The sequence below is a fragment of the Longimicrobiaceae bacterium genome (genome assembly GCA_036375715.1).
Lineage (GTDB): Bacteria > Gemmatimonadota > Gemmatimonadetes > Longimicrobiales > Longimicrobiaceae > DASVBS01.
The window spans coordinates 54957-73593 of sequence record DASVBS010000004.1 but is presented as its reverse complement, the minus strand read 5'-3'; the positions used below and the strand labels follow the sequence as shown (position 1 = coordinate 73593).

Sequence of the window (18637 nt, the reverse complement as noted above, 5' to 3'; positions counted from 1 at the left end):
ACGCCGAATTCATGTCGATTCGCATCCGCAACCGGAACTTCAATCCCAATCCGCTCTCTCACGGGAGCCGCGGACGGGGGTTGCTGGTGCCTTAGCGGGCGCAGACGACCGGCCACCGGCGCGGCTCCTCGAATCGGGGAGCCGCTTTTTCGTGCCGGCGTCCCGGTTCGCCACCTCCGATCGGAGACCATCATCCATGTGCTCGATCCTCGCCATTCTGGACCTCAAGAGCGATCCGGCGCCGCTGCGGGCGCGCGCCCTTCGGCTCTCGAAGCTCCAGCGCCACCGCGGACCTGACTGGTCCGGCATCTTTGCCGACGAACGGGCGATCCTGGCCCACGAGCGGCTCGCCATTGTCGACGTTCTCCACGGGGCCCAGCCTCTGCTGAACCCCGCGGGCACCCACGCTCTGGCGGTGAACGGCGAAATCTACAACCACCGCGAGCTGCGGAGCACGCTCTCCCGTCCCTACCAGTTCAAGACGGAATCCGACTGCGAGGTCATCCTGCCGCTGTACGCGGAGCACGGCACGGACTTCCTCGACATGCTCAACGGCATCTTCGCCTTTGTGTTGTACGATGCCGAACGCAACCGGTACCTGGTGGCGCGAGACCACATGGGGATCGTGCCCCTCTATACCGGCTATGACGAGGAGGGGAACCTCCACGTTGCCTCGGAGATGAAGGCGCTGGTGCCGGTCTGCCGCACGGTCACGGAGTTCCCTCCGGGGCACTTCCTCGACAGCGAGATCGGCGAGCCGCGTCCCTACTATCATCGCGCCTGGCGGGACTACGAAGCGGTGAAGGACGGGCCCCGCGATCCGCGGCTCATCCGCGAGGCGCTGGAGGCCGCCGTGAAGCGGCAGCTCATGTCCGACGTGCCGTACGGCGTGCTGCTCTCCGGCGGCCTGGACTCCTCCATCATCGCCGCCGCGGCGAAAAAGTTCGCCGGCCGCCGGGTGGAAGATCAGGACCGGAGCGAGGCCTGGTGGCCGCAGCTTCACTCCTTCGCCATCGGCCTGGAGGGCGCACCGGACCTGAAAGCTGCGCGAGAGGTGGCCGACTTCATCGGCTCGGTGCACCACGAGTTCCACTTCACCGTGCAGGAGGGGATCGACGCCCTGTCGGACGTCATCCATCACCTCGAGACGTACGACGTGACCACCATCCGCGCGGCGACGCCCATGTACCTGATGGCGCGCCGCATCCGCGCGATGGGGATCAAGATGGTGCTCTCCGGGGAGGGATCGGACGAGATCTTCGGCGGCTACCTGTACTTCCACCGGGCGCCGGACCCGCGATCCTTCCATGAGGAGACCGTCCGCAAGCTCGACCGGCTGCACTGGTACGACTGCCTGCGGGCGAACAAGGCGATGGCCGCGTGGGGGGTCGAGGCGCGCGTGCCCTTCCTGGACAAGGAGTTCATGGACGTGGCGATGTCGCTCGATCCGGCGGTGAAGATGGCGGGGCCGGGTCGCATGGAGAAGCAGATCCTTCGGGAGGCCTTCGAGGACCTGCTGCCGCCGTCGGTGGCGTGGCGCCAGAAAGAGCAGTTCTCGGACGGGGTCGGCTACAGCTGGATCGACTCGCTGAAGGCCTACGCTGAGGAACAGGTCAGTGACCGCGAGCTGGAAAACGCCGTCTACCGCTTCCCCCACAACACGCCGGACACGAAGGAAGCCTATTTCTACCGGGCGATCTTCGACGAGCACTTCCCGCTGCCGTCCTGCGCGGAGACCGTACCGGGCGGGAAGTCGGTCGCCTGCAGCACCCCGGAGGCGCTGGCCTGGGACGCTTCGCTCAGCGCCATCACCGATCCCTCCGGTCGGGCTGTGAGGGGGGTGCACCTGAGCGCGTACTGAAGGGGGTTGCGCCGGCCACGCCCTCAGCGTGCGGGCAATTCGAGCCATTTGCCTTGAGGGGCGCTCAGACGGGCATCTTGCAGGGAATCCGCCCGTCGGGGCGGCCTTTTTGGCCGCCTGGTGGGAGCCCGCGCGCGTTCCCCCTCAGGGGGCGCCGCTAAAGGCCGGTCACGAGCCGCACCGGCACTGCCAGCGCCGATGCCCCCCTCAGCCACGAGACCACTGCCCCACCGTCCGTGACGGCCACGGCGGGGTCGGAGCCCTCGACCTGCCACCGCTCCATAGGGACGAGCTCGCCGCCGACCGGCCCGGAGGCGACCCGCACCCGCGGTGAACCATCGGTTCGGTCGTCCCAGGCGGCCCAGACGCTGCCCTCACCCACCGCCAGCCGGAGCAGCGATGGAGGCACCCATTCCTCCGTGAGGATCGGCGTGGCCGGGGCGAAGCTGCGGCCGCCATCGCTGGAGTGGGTGTACCACAGCCCCTGCCGCCCTTCCCTCCCCGTATACCAGCCTACCAGCAGCCTTCCCTCCGCGTCGACCGCGAGGCTCGGCCCTGCATGAGGGCATCCCGGGAAGACCCAACCATCCTCGTGGACGCGCACCGGCTCGGAGAAGCCGTCCAGCTCCGGCGCGGCCCGCGCCACCACGATGTCGCGCACGTTGCCGGGGAAGATCTTCCGCCAGGCAACGTACACGCTTCCATCCGGGCCCAGGGCGAGCGACGTGCGGCAGCAGGGGCAGGCCGCCGAATCGACCACCACGCTCGCGCTGAAGGTGCGTCCTCCATCGGTCGAGCGAGCGACCCGGATCTCCGGACCGGAGGGGTCACCGCCCACCCCATGGTCGTGCGACGCGGGGATGTCGTGCCCCTCCCCCGCCCCAACACCGTGCATCGCATGAGCGGCCACGTCGCCCGACGTCGGGGGGAGGCGCTGATGAGCCGCGGCCTCCTGGTCCCTGGAATCGATCCAGGAGACGTATACGGTGCCGTCCGCCGCCACCGCGATGTCGTGGAAGGTGTGCGAGGTGGGCGGACCTCCGGCGTCGTCGTTCACGGTGATGGCCGGTCGGAAGCTGCGGCCGCCGTCAGTGGACATCGCGAGCCGCAGGTCGCTCGCCGGGAACCTGCGCCCCTCCACGGGCGTGTTGTTCTGCCAGACGACGTAGACCTCTCCGCCGGGTCCCACCGCCACTTGAGCAGGGGCTTGGAGGTGCGGCGCTGCATCTCCCGGAATGTCGTTCACCCGCACCGGGCCGTTGGCGACGCCCGTCGAATCGAGCGCGAGCAGGAAGACGGCGTTCTCCCCGGCCTCCACCCCAACCCAGGCCAGGTACGTGCGGCCGCTCACCCGGTCATACGCCACCGTCGGGTTGCTCGCGGAATCCTCGTCCAGCGTGATCGGGGCAGAGGCCTCCAACCCGCCCGAAGCGTCGGAGCCGGCGCAGGCACCGAGCAACGCGAGGGGCAAGGCCGCGATCATCGCCGCGGCGAGCCTTCCCCAAAGGGCAGGTCGAGAGCTCATCGGCGATTACCTCCCCAGCCGTACTGCAGGCCGATGTACACCGTGCACGGCAGACCCGGCGCGTACTCCTCCCCGCGTGCCTGCGTGTAGAGGGCGCTCTCCGCGAACCGCTCGTCGGTGAGGTTCACGATGCGCCCGATCAGCTCCAGCTGCCTTCCGAGCGGGACGTTCGCCGAGAGCGTGAAGAGGTCGTGGCCGGGGTAGCGATGGGTGTTCTCGGCGTCCATCCAGTACGATCCGACCCGGCTCCACTCGAGCGCCACGCTCCCGTCGCGCAGCAGGTCCGGCGAGTAAGTCAGTCTGCCGCTGGCGAGCACGTTGGGCGCGGCTTCCTGCTCGTTCCCAGCGTAATCCACCCCCTCGGCCGGGGACCACGCCTCATAGGTGTGCTCGGCGAGCGAATAGCTCAGATCCGCACGGAGGGCTCGGGTGAGCTCGAGGCTCAGACCCGCTTCCACACCGCGGTGCAGCGTTGCCCCCGCGTTCTGGGTCTCACGGATGCCGTCGGGACGGATGTACGTGAGGATGTCGTTCTCCACCTCCATCCGGTACGCCGCGAGCGTGTAGCCGACACGCCCCGCGAGCTGCCCCCGGGCACCCACCTCGAAGCTGTTCGCCACGACCGGCGACAGGCCTACCGTGTTGACCGCCGAGCCCTGACGGAAGAGCTGCCCCTCGGAAGGCGCTCGGAAGCCGTGCACGTAGTTGACATAGGCCGACAGGGCGGGCCCGAACTCATAAGCCAGACCCAGCTTCGGGCTCAGGTGATCGAAGCGTACCGTAGTGTCTTCAGGACGGCGCCAGCGGCCGGTGTCGCTGGGGTCGAGGGCCGTATCGTAATCGTACGCCATACGGTCGTAACGCAGCCCCGCAGTGAGATGCAGGCGCTCGACCGGGTTCGCCTCGAGTTGGACGTACGGCGAGAGGGCGCGGTAAGTGACGTCGTAGTCGTACAGCGCTTCCATCCGCCGGTAGTCGGTGAAGATCCTGCCCTCGAGCAGCGGCTCGATGCGGAACTCCTCCCGATCGCCGGGGCTGTAGTCGGCATCGATCCCGGTGATGACCCGAGAGCGCAGCGCGGGCAGGTCGCGGCTGCCACGGAGGATGACCCCGGCCGAGCTGTGGCCGGTCTCGTAGATGGTCGGGTCGTAGGTGAGCGACCAGTTGGGAAGTACCTCCATGCGGTTCCACCGGAGGTACGGTGTCACGCTCAGCTCGCCCCCGTCGATCGGCAGATCGAGGGCGGTCGACAGGCGCACCGCGCGCACGTCGCGAAGCGAGATGGGGGTGTAGTTGATGGTCCGGTCGCGCAGGTAATCCTCGCGCAGCAGCGCCGACGATCCCGCGGTCTGTTGATCGATGCGGGATGCGCTCAACACCGTCTTCATCCTCCCCCCGCCGTTGAGGGCGTGGTCCCAGCGCACGGTCGCGCTCTGCCGGTCGTACCCGGTCGCGTCGCGCCAGCCGTCGGTCCGTGTGAGGTTGAGGTCGGCGCGAATGCCGTTGTGACCCCAGGTGCCGCTGCCGGACAGCAGCGCGCGGCTCCATCCGTTGTCCCCGCCTTCCGCGTAGATCTGAGCCGACGGATAGCGGGAGGGGGCGCGCGTCTCCACGTCGATCACTCCGCCGATCGCGTCGCTCCCGTAGAGCGCGGTCGCCGGGCCCTTCAGGACTTCGATTCTCCCTGCTTGCGGCAGGTTCACCTCGTAGAGCGCGTTGTGGTTGAAGAAGCCGGTGGAGCGGGTCGGCACGCCGTCCTCGAGATAGAGGTAGACCGGCTCAGTCGACTTCGGCATGCGGATCGCCATGGTATGACCTTCCCCGGCGGTTACCCCGGCCCAGACACCCGGGATGCGCTGCATCACCTCGGAGGGGTGTGTCGGGCGGGCGTCGTCGAGCTCGTCCGGCCCGACCACGCCCACACTGGCGGTGGTCTCGGCAAGACGTCGCGCGGCGCGCGTGGTGCTCACCACCACGCCGGGGATCAACAACGCTTCCGCCCGGAGCGAGAGCTCCACCCGCACCGGGGAGCCGGGGGTCACCGTCACCGTCCTGGCGGCGGTTGCCAGGCCGAACCGCTGCGCGAGAAGCACGCGCTCTCCGGCGGGCACTCCGGTCAGACGGAAGGTTCCGTCCGGACCGGAGAGGGTACCGATCCGCAGGCCAACGATCGACACGGTGACCCCCGCCAGCGGGGATCCGCTGTCCTGGTCGACGACGCGACCGACGATGACACCGCTCTGCTGGGCAGCGACCCTCGCGGGGTGCACCACGGCCAGGAGCAGCGCAAGGAACACCAACAAACGCGCAGTGCGCGGGTGCGCGGCGGTGGAGCCGCGACACCGGACGAACACGCTGGGCATGATCCAGGCTCGCTGAGTGTTTCTGAATGCGATTGGCTCGCGGCTTTAGGCGCTCACCGATCACGCGACGCGAAACAGCTCAGACGGGCGGTGCCTGCGCGAATGGAAGGAAGTGCGACGGGCGAGGAAGGAGAGAGACACCGTGCTCGAGGATCGTCGCCGAAAGATCGGCGATCACCTCGACGCCGGGTTGTGTGGCGCTGGCTCCGGGTAGGGCCACCGCGCCGCTGGCCTGACAGGCGGACCCGCACGTGCAGGGACCCGCATGCTCCGGGGCCTGCGTATGGCGGCCCGAGTCGCCCGCCTCCGCGTGGGAGTGTACCGGCGACCCGTGGTGACCCTGGTGTGAGCTCGGCGCCTCTGACGCCACCACCCCGCCCCACCTCCCCCCATGATGCGGGCAGGGGTGCAGCGCCAACGCCTCCCTTCCCGTTCCGAACAGGAAGAGAAGCGCCCAGACCAGGGCGAGGGCGCGTCGATGAAGCGGTCGCTTCAGCGCCCGGGGCGAAAGAACGGCGTCTCGAGTCACAATTCGAAGCTAATGGCCGGCGCCACGGTCTACAAGCACCGTGCCGACCAGGAAGCCGCACTCACAAAGGCTTCCTGACTGCGTTGTAGGGGAACACCTTACAGGTGATCCGACAACATGGACTGCGGGAAGGGGTTTTGAATTATGAATTTTGAATTGGGGTATGTTCTCGATACACAGCGCACTGCGACGATACACCGAGTGATCTACCGCAGAGGAACGCAGAGGGCGCGGAGGGGAAATCGGAATTACCAATTACGAATTGCGAATTACGATTCCGAACCCGGACGCTGGCGCGCTGAGCCAAAACCTATCATCCTGAATTACACCTGTCATCCTCAGAGCGAAGCGAAGGATCGCAAGCCAACACCCTGCCTGCCCGCGATCCTTCGTCGCTCAGGATGACCCGACAATCCAAAATTCAGAATTCAAAATTCAAATTTCGACCGTAATTCGTAATTCGCAATTACAGCTAAGAGGATCGATGACTGTGGAGCTGGGGCTGATCGAAGGGTTTTACGGGCGGCCGTGGAGCTGGGAGCAGCGTGCGGACGCGGTGTGCTTCCTCGCGCCGCACGGCTACGGCTTCTACCTGTACGCCCCGAAAGCCGACCCGTATCTCCGGCGCCGCTGGCAGGAGCCGCACCCCGATCCGATGGCGGATGCGCTGCACTCTTTCGCCCGCTTGTGCGAGGCGGAAGGGGTGCGGTTCGGCGTCGGCCTGAGTCCGTATGAGCTGTATCTCGACTTCAACGAGGAGGCCCGCGCGGCGCTCCGCGACAAGCTCGTATCCCTGCGCGAGTTGGGCACCGTCGACCTGGCGGTCCTGTTCGACGACATGCGCGGAGACACGCCGGATCTGGCTCGACGGCAGCTCGAGATCGTCGACTGGATCGCCGCCCACGCCGGCGTGGAGAGGCTGCTGGTCTGCCCCAGCTACTACACGGACGACCCGGTGCTGGACCGGGTCTTCGGGAGGAGGCCGGACGGCTACCTGGAGGAGCTCGCGGCGGGGCTCGACCGGACGATCGAGATCCTGTGGACCGGAGAGGAAGTCTGCGCCCGCGAGATCTCGCCGGCACACCTCGACCGCGTCGCGCAGCGGATCGGGCGGCTTCCCTTCCTCTGGGACAACTACCCGGTCAACGACGGCCGGCGCATGTCACAGTACCTGCACCTGCGCGGCTTCACCGGACGACCGGCGGCCAATGCGACTCGCATCTCAGGCCACGGCATCAACGTCGCGCTGCAGCCCACACTCACTCGCATCCCGGCGCTGACCCTCGCGGAGCGCTACCGGGTCGGGGACGAGCGTTACCAATACGGCGAAGCCTTCGCCCGCGCGGCCCGGATGGTCCTGGGCGAGGAGCTGGGCGAGTGGCTGCGCGAGGACCTGCTGATCCTACAGGACGTCGGGCTCGACCGTCTGGGTGAGAAGGAGGCGCCTCTGAGGGAACGGTACGGCCATGCAGACCACCCGGGGGCGCGTGAGATCATCGCCTGGCTGAACGGAGAGTACCGCATCACCGACGAGATCGTCAGGACGCAGTAGGACTGTCGACCGCGAATCGGCGGATCCAGGCCTCGAGCTCGGTCAGGTAGTCCGTGACGAACTCGCGCGTGGTCGCATCGACGAGGGTTCCCTCCGCATCAAAGCGCGTCGCGGCCTGGGTCACCGCCACGCCCGGGTGAGGCATCACATACGCGAGCATCGACATCAGCACCAGCTTGAGCTGCTGCTGGCCGCGCGCGGTGCCGAACAGCCCTCCTGACGCTCCCATGATTCCGACCGGCTTCCCGCGAAAGGGCGACTTCATGCTGGGCCGCGATGCCCAGTCGAGAGCATTCTGCATGACGCCGGGGACTGAATGATTGTATTCGGGTGAGACCAGCAGGACGCCGTCCGCCCGCGAGACGGCCTCCTTCCACTCCCGGACCGCTGCCGGGCGGTGCTCATCCGTGTCCAGGTCGGCATTGTAGAGCGGCAGGTCGCCGATCTCGAAGACCCGGATCCGCATCGACAGCGGCGCTAGCTCGACCGCTGCACGGAGCAGTGCCCGGTTGAACGACGCCCGCCGCAGACTCCCCGCCACCCCGAGTACCTCCAGCTCCCTCACTGCTCCGTCCACCCTACCGTCACTCATCTCTCAACTTCCTCGGTTGATCTTCCTTCACCTGATCTGCCCACTCCGGTTCCGTGGTGCACCACGACCGTAGATCCTAAGCATTGGTCGGGCCGGCCGCACGCCCGACCTGCCCTCCCTCCTCGCGCTTTTCACCCTGCTCGCGAGAAGCCGTTCCGACCAGCCGCAAATCTCAGGAGAATGGCTCCAGCTTCACCTTCTGCGTGCCGCCTCCATCACGGCTTCCCAACTACCCGTCCGACGACTGCAAAACAATAAAATCGGAAAAATACGAATCAGTCGCATTCTTACGGAAAATATTTAATGGCATGCGCTTTGCGCACGCCAAGAAGCTCACTGACTGCCTGAAAAAATTGAATTTTTGGTCCTGTCGTTCAACCCATGGTCAACCCAAAACATGCACGGACTGGGCGATGCTGAGTGCTCCGCCGCCTCACGAGAGTGAGGAAAGGAAAGCTTTGCGAGGGAGCATCTTCACCGATCTCGACCGCCTCGCTTTCGCGCTGGAGATGGAAGCGGCGGCGTTGGTGAAGCAGGGCAGGCAGGCGGACGCGGAGCGCCGGACTGCGGAGCGCCTGGGGGTGCGTTTGGCGCAGCGGCTGGTGACCGGAATCTGGGCGGATGAGGTGAACGCCCGGTTGAATGCCTGGTCGGAGGCGTACTACCAGAGAATGGGAGCGAAGGCGTGAGCAGCACGATCGAGCAGGAAGCTGTCCGCGGGCGAATCGAGGAGCTGGGCCCCTGGTTTCACGACCTCGAGTTGCAGGGTATCCGGACCGCACCCGATCACCCATTGGGCAACTTCCTGCAGGATCTCTGGTCGCAGGTGGAGCCCGCATTTCCCCAGGACATGACGGGGAAGACGGTCCTCGACATCGGCTGCAATGCCGGCTTCTACAGCCTTCAACTCCACGCCCTCGGCGCGCGGGTGACCGGCATCGAGCACGATCGCCGCTACCTCGCGCAGGCGCGTTTCGCGGCAGAGGTCCTCCGGGCCGACATCGATTACCGCCTGATGAATGTCTACGACGTGGACCGCCTGGGTCAGCAATACGACTACGTGCTCTTTATGGGCGTCCTCTACCACCTCCGCTATCCCCTGTACGCGCTGGACAAGGTGGCTCGCCTCCCGCGAGAGAAGCTGATCTTCCAGAGCATGTTGCGCGGCAGCACCGAGATCTTCCCGGTCGAACACGATTACGACATTTCGGAGCGCAGGATCTTCGAGGATCCCGGCTTTCCGTCGATGTACTTCCTGGAGCACAGCTACGCGGGGGACCCTACCAACTGGTGGGTGCCGAACCGGGCGGCGATGGAGGCGATGCTGCGCTCGGCGGGGCTACGGATCGAAGCTCATCCGAGCGGCGAGGTCTACTTCTGCACGCCGGAGAGGGCGTGAGGAGCCGCGTACCGATGAACCATTTCCGCGGCAAACGATGCGAACTGCGATACGTCCCGCGGCGGGCTGGTGTGGTCGGGACGGATGCCGTGGCTCGGTGGGGTGAAACAGAGGGTCAAGCACACCTCGAACGGCTCGAGCGCCGACATGAGGGTGTCGAACCATTGCCGGGCGTTCGGCAGGTAGCTCTCGCCCCAACTGATGCCGGTGCGCACTACCCGTACACCCAGTCGCTCGAGCCAAGCGGCGGCAACTGCCAGGGTGCGCTCGTCCTGGAAATGGAACCACTGGCAGATGCCAAACGTGGGATCGAAGTCACGGACCGCCAGCTTGGGCGTACCGTCGTGCCGCAGGAGCCCGAAGTGGAAATGACGGAAGTAGGCGCTGCCTTCGGCCGCTTTGTGACGGGTTGTCGCTTCACGCTCCGGGGCCAGATCGAGAAGGCTGTACCAGTAGACCTTCTCCCCGCGCAGCAGCTCCAGAGACCGGCGCAGACCCCAGGCGGCGACCTCCTCGCTGGCAAACGAAGAAACGCCCGTCTCGGTGATCCAGACGGGCTTTTGAAACTCGGTACGGATCGACTCCAGGCGTTCCGGCCATTCCTCGAGCGACCAGAGGTTCCAGTCCATGGGGAAGCCGTGCACCGCCAGGATGTCCACGCAGTTGAGGGCGCCGTGCTCCTGCAGACGATGCAGGAAGCCGCGGTCGATCGGGGACATACCGCCCAGGACAATGGGGAGGCGACAGCCCACCGCCCGCAGGGCGTCCCGGGTCTGCTTCACCATCTCGGCGAAGATCGCCCAGTCCGGGTCGAGCTGGAAGTCCCAGTGTGAAAGGTTGTTGGGCTCGTTCCAGATCTTGATCGAAGTAATCAACGCGAACCCCGGGGGTGCGGTTTGACGCAACGCAGAGTGCTCGTAACCGGCGGAGCGGGTTTCGTCGGATCGCACCTGGTCGACGCACTCGTGGAGCGAGGCGACCGCGTGACGGTGTTCGACAACCTCGATCCCCAGGTTCACGGACCGGCACGCCGAATTCCCCCGTGGCTTTCCCCTGACGCCGAGCTGGTCATCGGTGACATGCGCGACCGGGATGCCGTGGCGCGCGTTGTCCGGGGGGCGGACGTCGTCTACCACCTCGCGGCGGCGGTCGGCGTGGGGCAGTCAATGTACCAGATCGCCGATTATACGGCAACGAACACACTGGGAACGGCTTACCTCCTTCAGGAGATCGTCGATCGGAAGCTCGAGCTCGAAAGGCTCGTGGTGGCGAGCTCGATGTCCATCTACGGAGAAGGGCGGTACGTGTCCCCCGAGGGAGAGGATGCGGGAGTGGTGCGTCGCACGGAGGCCCAGCTACGCGCTCACCAGTGGGAGCCGCAGGACGCCCTTGGAAGATCCCTCTCACCCCGCCCCACCGACGAGGACAAGGAGCTCGACCCTACCTCGGTCTATGCGCTGAACAAAGCGGACCAGGAGCGGTTGGTGCTCCAGATCGGCGCCGCCTACGGAATCCCCGCCGCGGCGCTTCGCTTCTTCAACATCTACGGACCCAGGCAGTCGCTCTCGAACCCGTATACGGGCGTAGCGGCCATCTTCAGCTCGCGCCTGCTGAACGGTAATTCCGCATTGGTCTACGAGGACGGGCTGCAGAGCCGGGATTTCGTCTCGGTTGGCGACGTGGTGCAGGGGCTTTTGCTCGCCGGCGACCACCCGCAGGCGGTCGGTCGGGTGTTCAACATCGGCTCTGGACGCTCCATCACCGTGCGGGAGATCGCGGAAACGCTTGCCGCCGTGCTCGAGGTCGACCTGCCTCCGCAGGTGACCGGCCGGTACCGCGTGGGAGACATCCGGCATTGCTTCGCCGACATCGAGAGGGCGCGCAGGCTCCTCGGCTACGAGCCCCGCGTCGGCCTCGAGGAAGGGATGCAAGAGCTGGTGCAGTGGCTGGATGAGCAGGAGAAGCCGGAGGACACCGTCGGCGAGCACGTCGCCGACCTGGCCGCACGTGGCCTTACACTGTGAGGGAGAGGGAGATGACGAAAGGCGAATACACGCTGATCACGGGAGGCGCCGGCTTCGTCGGCTCCAACCTGGCCAACGGCCTGGCGGCGCGCGGCGAACCCGTGGTCATCGCGGACAACCTGAGCCGGGACGGAGTGCGCGCAAACGCGGAGTGGCTACTGTCCCGCTACCCTCGCCTGGTGCGGCTGGAGGTGGTGGACATCCGCGACGCGGAAGCGATCGGGCAACTGGTGTCGATGGCGCGGCAGGTCTTCCACCTGGCTGCGCAGGTGGCGGTGACTACCTCGCTCGAGGATCCCGCGCTGGACTTGAACACCAACCTGCTCGGCACCTTCAACATCCTGGAGGCGATCCGCAGGCGTGCGACGCCCCCTCCGCTGCTCTTCACGTCCACCAACAAGGTATACGGCGCGCTGAAGGGCGTTGAGGTAACCCGACGCGGCGACGCCTACTGCTACGCCGACGGACGTCTGGGGATCAACGAGGAAACACCGCTCGACTTCTACTCCCCTTACGGCTGCTCCAAGGGCTCCGCAGACCAGTACGTCCACGACTACGCCCGGATCTTCGGCATTCCGACCGTGGTCTTCCGCATGAGCTGCATCTACGGGACGCGGCAGTTCGGCACGGAGGATCAGGGTTGGGTGGCCCACTTTGCCCGCTCACTGCTCGCGGACGCTCCGATCACGGTCTACGGCAGCGGCCACCAGGTCCGCGACATCCTCTGGGCCGATGACCTGGTGCGGGCGATGCTGGCCGCCATGGACCGCATCGACGAGACCGCCGGTGAGATCTTCAACATCGGAGGCGGGCCGACCAACGCGGTCTCCGTCCAGCGGGTGCTCGACCGGCTGCTGCAGGTCAGTGGTCGGAGGGTGCCCATTCACCGGGCGACGAGCCGGCCGGGCGACCAGAAGGTCTACATCAGCGACACCGGCAAGGCGCGGCGTGTCCTGGATTGGCATCCGCTGACCCCGTGGCAGCGCGGCCTGGAGCTGCTTTTCGAGTGGCTCGAGTCGTCGATGCCTCCGACCCGCGCTCCAGTGGCCACCTCGAGCGCACGTGTTGCCGGCGTGACGGCCGTCGACGACGAACTGCTCCGCGAGCTCGCGAGGGAGGCCCCTTGATCGAGGTGAGGCAGGAGGCGACCAGCACGGCCACGCGCCTCGAGACTCACGCCCGCAGCGCGGTCCTGGCGGCTCCAGGAAGGATCCAGCTGAAAACGGCTGGGCTGCCGGAGCCAGGTCCCGGCCAGGTACGCGTCAGACTGGAGGGGTGCGGCGTCTGCGCCTCGAACCTCGCGCCCTGGGCGGGGGCCCCCTGGTTTGAGTACCCCTTTCCCGACGGGGCGCCGGGTCACGAAGGCTGGGGGCTGGTGGACCGGATCGGCAGTGGAGTGACGGGTATCGAAGAGGGCGACCGGGTGGCCACGATCGCCAACGGTGCGTTCGCCACGCACCTGGTCCTCGACGCCGTCGATGTGGTCCCGATCCCGACCGTGCTGCGCGACATCCCGCTGCCGGGTGAGCCGCTCGGCTGCGTGATGAACATCCTCCGCCGCAGCGCGGTGGAGCCGGGCCAGACCGTAGCCATCGTCGGGACGGGCTTCCTCGGGCTCCTGCTGACGCAGCTCGCCGCCCGGACGGGAGCAAAGGTCATCGCCATCTCCCGACGCCCATCCGCCCTCGCGCTGGCCGAAAGAATGGGTGCCGCGCGCACCATCCCGATGGACGATCACACGGGCATCATCGAGGAGGTGAAGGAGTGCACGCGTGGCGCAATGTGCGACCGCGTCATCGAGGCGGTGGGGAAGCAGTGGCCGCTCGACCTTGCCGGTGAGCTGACCCGGGAGGGGGGACGGCTGATCGTCGCGGGCTACCACCAGGACGGGCCGCGGCAGGTGAACATGCAGCTCTGGAACTGGCGCGGAATCGACGTCATCAACGCGCACGAGCGGGACGTGGAGGTGGTCCGGCGGGGCGTGAGGGAAGCGGTGCAGGCTATGGCCGAAGGACGACTGGATCCCTCGCCGCTCTATACCCACTGGTTTCTGCTCGAGCGGCTCGGAGAAGCGCTGGATGCGGCGCGGGACCGGCCCGAAGGATTCATCAAGGCGCTCATCACCATCGCATGAGTCCGGCAAACTGGCAGGATGCGAGCGCCACGAGCAAGGCGGACCCCGCCGAGGTCGGGGCGAGGCAGAGTGCGCGCTCGAGCGAGGCGGACCCCGCAGGAGTCGGGGCGAAACCGCGTGTCGATTCGACCGAGGCGGAGGCCGAAGGGGTCGACGCGAAACTGCACGTGCGCTCGAGCGAGCACAGGCGGGCGGAGGCAGCGCCCCGGCTCGGCTTTCTGGGGACCGGCTGGATCGGACGGCACCGGATGGAAGCGATCCATCGGAGCGGGTTCGGCCACGTGGCGATGATCTGCGACCCCGCCCCGGAGATGGCTTCGGCGGCCGTCGAGAGCGTTCCGGGGGCGAAGGTGGTGGGCCCGTTCGAAGAGATGCTCTCTGCCGGCCTGGACGGGATCGTGATTGCCACGCCGAGCGCGCTGCATGCGGAACAGGCAATCGCTGCCCTCGAGAGCGGGGCGGCCGTGTTCTGTCAGAAGCCCCTGGGCCGCACGGCCGACGAGGTGGCACGGGTGGTGGAGACGGCCCGCAAGGCCGATCTGCTGCTCGAGGTGGATCTCTCCTACCGGTTCACCACCGGCATGCAGCGCATCCGCGAGCTGGTCTCTGCGGAAGCAATCGGCCGCGTGTATGCGGCGGATCTCGTCTTCCACAATGCGTACGGCCCCGACAAGGACTGGTTCTACGACGCACACCTATCCGGCGGCGGGTGCGTCATGGACCTGGGCATCCACCTCGTCGATCTGGCGCTGTGGACGCTCGGCTTTCCGGCGGTGGAGGAGGTACGCGCCCGGCTGTACCAACGTGGCGAGCTGCTCGCGCCTGATCCGCCCGTGGTGGAGGATTACGGGATTGCCAACCTCCTCCTGCAACGGGGAGTGTCCGTGCGAATAGCCACCTCATGGCGGCTTCACACCGGCTGCGACGCACACATCGAAGCGAGCTTCCACGGCGCCGAGGGCGGGCTCCGGCTTCGCAACGTGGGTGGCTCCTTCTACAACTTCGTCGCGGAGCGCTTCACCGGTACCTCGGCGGAGACGCTGACCTCCCCTCCGGATGAGTGGGGAGGTCGCGCCGCCACTGCCTGGGCGCAGCGCCTCGCCGCGGGCGAACGGTTCGACCCCGCCGCTGAACGTTTGATCGAGGTGGCCGGGATTATCGACCGGATCTACGGGCGATGAGAATTCTGCTGACGACCGACACGGTGGGCGGGGTCTGGGACTACACCCGCATTCTGGCGGAATCGTTGTGCGCCGCCGGGCACAAGGTGCTGCTCGCCGTGCTGGGGGATGCGGCCGCAGACCGACGCGGGCCGTTGCCGAGTTGCGTCGAGGTGGCAGCGCGCCCCTATCGCCTCGAGTGGATGCCCGACTCGGCGGCGGACGTGGAGGCGTCCACCGCCTGGATCGAGGAGCTCGCGCTGGAATGGCGGCCCGTCGTGGTGCACCTGAACCAGTACTCGCCCGCGCTCGGCAACTTCGCTGCGCCTACGCTGCTCGTCTCCCACAGCGACGTCTTCTCCTGGTTCTCGGAGACGCTGGCGTCACCCGCGCCGGCGGAGTGGAGCGAATACCACGACCGTGTCCGGTCGGCGTTGCGGCGAGCAACGCTGGTGATCGCCCCTTCGCAATATCAATCGAGGCTTCTCGCCCGCCATTACGGCTTTGCGGCGGACCAGGTGATTGCCAATGGCATCGCTCCCCCCGACCCCGACCACCAGGAGCGTAGGAGCCCGCTTGTGGTCAGCGTTGGTCGCGCCTGGGATTCGGCGAAGGGAATCCGCACGCTGGACAAGGCAGCGGACGAGCTCGGAGAGGACGCGCCGCCGATCCATCTGCTGGGCCCCTGTACGTCGCCGCAGGGCGAGCACCTCGAAACGAAACACATCGTCTGCCACGGAACCGCCGACCGAGCGAGCGTCGACGCGTGGCTCGGCCGTGCCACCATCTACGTCGGCCCGTCGCTGTATGAGCCTTTCGGGCTCGCTCCGCTGGAGGCGGCATTGCACGGCTGCGCCCTGGTGCTCTCCGACATCGGCTCGTTCCGGGAGCTCTGGGACGGGTGCGCCGAGTTCTTCCCTCCCGGAGACTCGGGCCGCCTGGCCGCGATTCTGTCTTCTCTGAGGCGGGACGAGACGCGCGTGCGCCGCCTGGCGGAGGCGGCCCGGCGGCGCGCACTCGAGCGCTACACCGCGGATCGAATGGCGCGGGAATATCAGGGTATCTACGCGGCCCTCGCCCCCGATCGTCCGCTGCCCGGCTCCACGCGATCCGTCCATCAACCCGTATGAGCCCTCTATGCGCCTGACCTTCTTCGGCTCGTCACTGGTCTCTTCTTACTGGAACGGCGCGGCCACCTATTATCGCGGGCTGCTGCGGGCGCTGCATCGCCTCGGTCACCACATCGTCTTCTGCGAGCCGGACGCTTTCGGGCGTCAGCAGCGACGCGACCTCCAGGGCGAACCCGGATACGCGCGGGTGGTCGTCTACCGTGACGAAGCCGAACGTGACCGGCTGGTAGATGCTGCCTTCGCTGCCAGCGATTGGGTGATCAAGTGCAGCGGCGTGGGCGTGTGGGATCGCGAGCTGGAAGATGCGATTGCCGATCGGTCGGGTGGCAATGCCGCCACTGCTTTCTGGGACGTGGACGCCCCCGCTACCCTCGGCCGACTCGAAGCCGATCCGACCGACGCCTTCACCGAGTGCATCCCGAGGTATGACTGGATCTTCACCTACGGCGGCGGGCCTCCAGTGGTCGAGGCTTACCGGCGTTACGGAGCGCAGGGCTGTACGCCCGTCTACAACGGCCTCGATGCCGACGAGCACCGACCGCTGCCGGAGGTCGTCCCTCCCGGATGGGATGTTCTCTTCATGGGGAATCGGCTCCCCGACCGCGAAGAGCGGGTACACGAGTTTTTCTTTTGCGCCGCGGAGCACTTCCCCGAGGGCCGCTTTGCTCTCGGGGGCGAGGGGTGGGGCGACGTGAATTTCCCGGCCAACGTCGAATACCTGGGCCACGTCCCCACCTCGCGACACAACGAGCTGAACAGCGCCGCGCGGATCGTGCTCAACATCCACCGGGAGTCGATGGCCACGAACGGCTGGTCTCCGGCCACGCGGATGTTCGAGGCGGCCGGCGCGGCAGCCTGCCAGGTCACCGATCCCTGGCGTGGGATCGAGGAATTCTTCGAGCCGGGAGAAGAAATCCTGGTTGCCACGTCCGGGGAGGAGGTGGCGCGAATCGCCCGCGCCACCGATCCCGCCACGGCGCGGCGAATCGGGGAGGCGGCACGCCGCCGCGCCCTTCGATGTCACACTTACGATCAGCGGGCCACACTCGTGGACGCGATTCTCCGCACGCGGCCCGCGGCCGCCGTGGAGATCACGGGGGGCGCCGAGGAGGAGGTGGGATGAAGCTGGTCGTGTTCGGACTCTCCCTCTCGTCCAGTTGGGGCAACGGTCACGCGACGACCTATCGGGCGCTGCTTCGCGCCTTCGCCGCACGCGGACACGAGGTGGTGTTCTACGAGTGGGATGCTCCCTGGTATGGAGGCGCCCACCGCGACCTCGCGAATCCCGAGTTCTGCCGGCTCGAGCTCTACCCGAGCTGGGAGCAGGTGATCCCGCGCGCGATCACCGAGGCCCGCGAGGCGGACGCTACCCTCGTCGGCTCGTACGTGCGACAGGGTGCAGCGGTCATCGATGCCCTCGCCGAGGCCGGCGTCGATCCGCTCTTCTTCTACGACATCGACACCCCGGTGACGGTGGCGCAGCTCCGCGGCCCCGGGGCAGACTACCTGCGGGTAGACCAGGTCCCGCTCTTCACCCGCTACCTATCTTTTACCGGTGGACCCTGGCTGGAGCACGTGCTGGAGGGGGAGCTCGGGGCTCGGGATGCGCGGGCCCTCTACTGCTCGGTCGACCCGGAAGCGCACGGCCCCGTCGACAAGGACCCCGAGTTCGAGGTCGACCTCGCCTACATGGGGACCTACGCTCCCGATCGTCAGCCAGTAATCGAGCGGCTGCTGAACGACGTGGCGTGGGCGCTGCCGAAGCGGTCTTTCCTGGTGGCGGGGCCGCAGTACCCCGACGAGATCCGCTGGCCCGCCAACGTGCGGCGCGTGAGCCACCTGCCGCCCTCGCGTCACGCCGCCTTCTACTCGAGCGCGGCGTGGCAGCTCAACGCGACGCGCGCCGACATGGTGGCCGCGGGCTGGTCGCCCTCGGTGCGCCTCTTCGAGGCGGGCGCATGCGGAGCGGCGATCCTCTCGGATTTCTGGCCGGGCATCGACCAGCTCTTCGTGCCCGGGCAGGAGCTCGCCCTACCGGAGACCACCGAGGCAGCCTGCGCCCTGCTGGAGGACACACATCCCGACGATCGCCGGGCCATGGGAGCCGCGCTCCGGTCAACGATCGTTGCAGAGCACAGTGCACAGCGGCGCGCCGACGAGCTCGAGTCGTACCTGCAGACTCCCTCGGTTCTTCTGACGGCGCGACGGACGGGATCGCAGAGCGTACGGAGGATTTCGCGGAGGGCACAGAGGCCGGAAAATTACGAATTACGAATTTCGAATTACAATTTTGAATCCTGAAGCTTTGATCGCAGACAGCAGGGCCTTCTCTGTGCCCGCCGTGCAATCCTTCGCGCCGTCTCTGTGG

At 67.1% G+C, this 18637-nt stretch carries 16 protein-coding genes; 11 read left to right on the top strand and 5 right to left on the bottom strand.

Going from position 1 to position 18637, the window contains the following annotated elements:
* Positions 1 to 196: 196 nt before the first annotated feature.
* Positions 197 to 1861 carry an asparagine synthase B gene (gene asnB / locus VF167_00435; protein ID HEX6923864.1) on the top strand — a complete coding sequence of 555 codons (1665 nt, stop codon included), beginning with the start codon at positions 197 to 199 and terminating at the stop codon, positions 1859 to 1861.
* Between the two features lie 157 nt (positions 1862 to 2018).
* Here asnB and VF167_00430 read toward each other — a convergent pair whose 3' ends face one another.
* The 3 genes from VF167_00430 to VF167_00420 form a co-directional block, all read right to left on the bottom strand.
* Positions 2019 to 3386, bottom strand: a complete 1368-nt coding sequence (locus VF167_00430) for a sialidase family protein (GenBank protein HEX6923863.1) — start codon at positions 3384 to 3386, stop codon at positions 2019 to 2021.
* The gene (locus VF167_00425; GenBank protein HEX6923862.1) at positions 3383 to 5749 is read right to left on the bottom strand and encodes a TonB-dependent receptor; all 2367 of its coding nucleotides are present in this window, start codon (positions 5747 to 5749) and stop codon (positions 3383 to 3385) included. Before VF167_00425 ends, VF167_00430 begins: the two co-directional genes overlap by 4 nt.
* A 79-nt stretch (positions 5750 to 5828) precedes the next feature.
* Positions 5829 to 6278, bottom strand: coding sequence for a hypothetical protein (locus VF167_00420; protein HEX6923861.1), 450 nt, complete (start codon positions 6276 to 6278; stop codon positions 5829 to 5831).
* Between the two features lie 484 nt (positions 6279 to 6762).
* Here VF167_00420 and VF167_00415 point away from each other — a divergent pair, with 484 nt between their 5' ends.
* Entirely contained in the window at positions 6763 to 7830 is a 1068-nt protein-coding gene (locus VF167_00415) for a beta-N-acetylglucosaminidase domain-containing protein (GenBank protein ID HEX6923860.1), read from the top strand.
* Here VF167_00415 and VF167_00410 read toward each other — a convergent pair.
* Entirely contained in the window at positions 7817 to 8422 is a 606-nt protein-coding gene (locus VF167_00410) for an NAD(P)H-dependent oxidoreductase (protein ID HEX6923859.1), read from the bottom strand. The two genes, VF167_00415 and VF167_00410, sit on opposite strands and share 14 nt — an antisense overlap.
* Positions 8423 to 8880: 458 nt before the next feature.
* Here VF167_00410 and VF167_00405 point away from each other — a divergent pair, with 458 nt between their 5' ends.
* Together VF167_00405 and VF167_00400 are read left to right on the top strand one after the other, a co-directional pair.
* Positions 8881 to 9111, top strand: coding sequence for a hypothetical protein (locus tag VF167_00405; GenBank protein HEX6923858.1), 231 nt, complete (start codon positions 8881 to 8883; stop codon positions 9109 to 9111).
* Positions 9108 to 9821, top strand: coding sequence for a TIGR04290 family methyltransferase (locus VF167_00400; GenBank protein HEX6923857.1), 714 nt, complete (start codon positions 9108 to 9110; stop codon positions 9819 to 9821). Before VF167_00405 ends, VF167_00400 begins: the two co-directional genes overlap by 4 nt.
* Here VF167_00400 and VF167_00395 read toward each other — a convergent pair.
* The gene (locus VF167_00395) at positions 9794 to 10696 is read right to left on the bottom strand and encodes a hypothetical protein (protein ID HEX6923856.1); all 903 of its coding nucleotides are present in this window, start codon (positions 10694 to 10696) and stop codon (positions 9794 to 9796) included. The genes VF167_00400 and VF167_00395 overlap by 28 nt on opposite strands.
* A gap of 21 nt (positions 10697 to 10717) precedes the next feature.
* Between VF167_00395 and VF167_00390 the strand changes: the two genes are divergently transcribed.
* From VF167_00390 to VF167_00360, 7 genes are read left to right on the top strand one after another with little or no spacing between them, the layout of a single operon-like run.
* Positions 10718 to 11845: an NAD-dependent epimerase/dehydratase family protein gene (locus VF167_00390; GenBank protein ID HEX6923855.1), complete on the top strand. Its 1128-nt coding sequence runs from the start codon at positions 10718 to 10720 to the stop codon at positions 11843 to 11845.
* Between the two features lie 11 nt (positions 11846 to 11856).
* The gene (locus tag VF167_00385) at positions 11857 to 12972 is read left to right on the top strand and encodes a GDP-mannose 4,6-dehydratase (protein ID HEX6923854.1); all 1116 of its coding nucleotides are present in this window, start codon (positions 11857 to 11859) and stop codon (positions 12970 to 12972) included.
* Between the two features lie 5 nt (positions 12973 to 12977).
* Positions 12978 to 13979, top strand: coding sequence for a zinc-binding dehydrogenase (locus VF167_00380; protein ID HEX6923853.1), 1002 nt, complete (start codon positions 12978 to 12980; stop codon positions 13977 to 13979).
* Positions 13976 to 15160 (top strand): Gfo/Idh/MocA family oxidoreductase, encoded by a 1185-nt coding sequence (locus tag VF167_00375; GenBank protein HEX6923852.1) that lies wholly within the window; start codon positions 13976 to 13978, stop codon positions 15158 to 15160. The genes VF167_00380 and VF167_00375 overlap by 4 nt, the downstream gene beginning before the upstream one ends.
* Positions 15157 to 16269, top strand: coding sequence for a glycosyltransferase family 4 protein (locus VF167_00370; GenBank protein ID HEX6923851.1), 1113 nt, complete (start codon positions 15157 to 15159; stop codon positions 16267 to 16269). Before VF167_00375 ends, VF167_00370 begins: the two co-directional genes overlap by 4 nt.
* Before the next feature lie 7 nt (positions 16270 to 16276).
* Positions 16277 to 17392, top strand: coding sequence for a glycosyltransferase (locus VF167_00365; GenBank protein HEX6923850.1), 1116 nt, complete (start codon positions 16277 to 16279; stop codon positions 17390 to 17392).
* Positions 17389 to 18570 (top strand): glycosyltransferase, encoded by a 1182-nt coding sequence (locus VF167_00360; protein ID HEX6923849.1) that lies wholly within the window; start codon positions 17389 to 17391, stop codon positions 18568 to 18570. The genes VF167_00365 and VF167_00360 overlap by 4 nt, the downstream gene beginning before the upstream one ends.
* Positions 18571 to 18637: the final 67 nt, after the last annotated feature.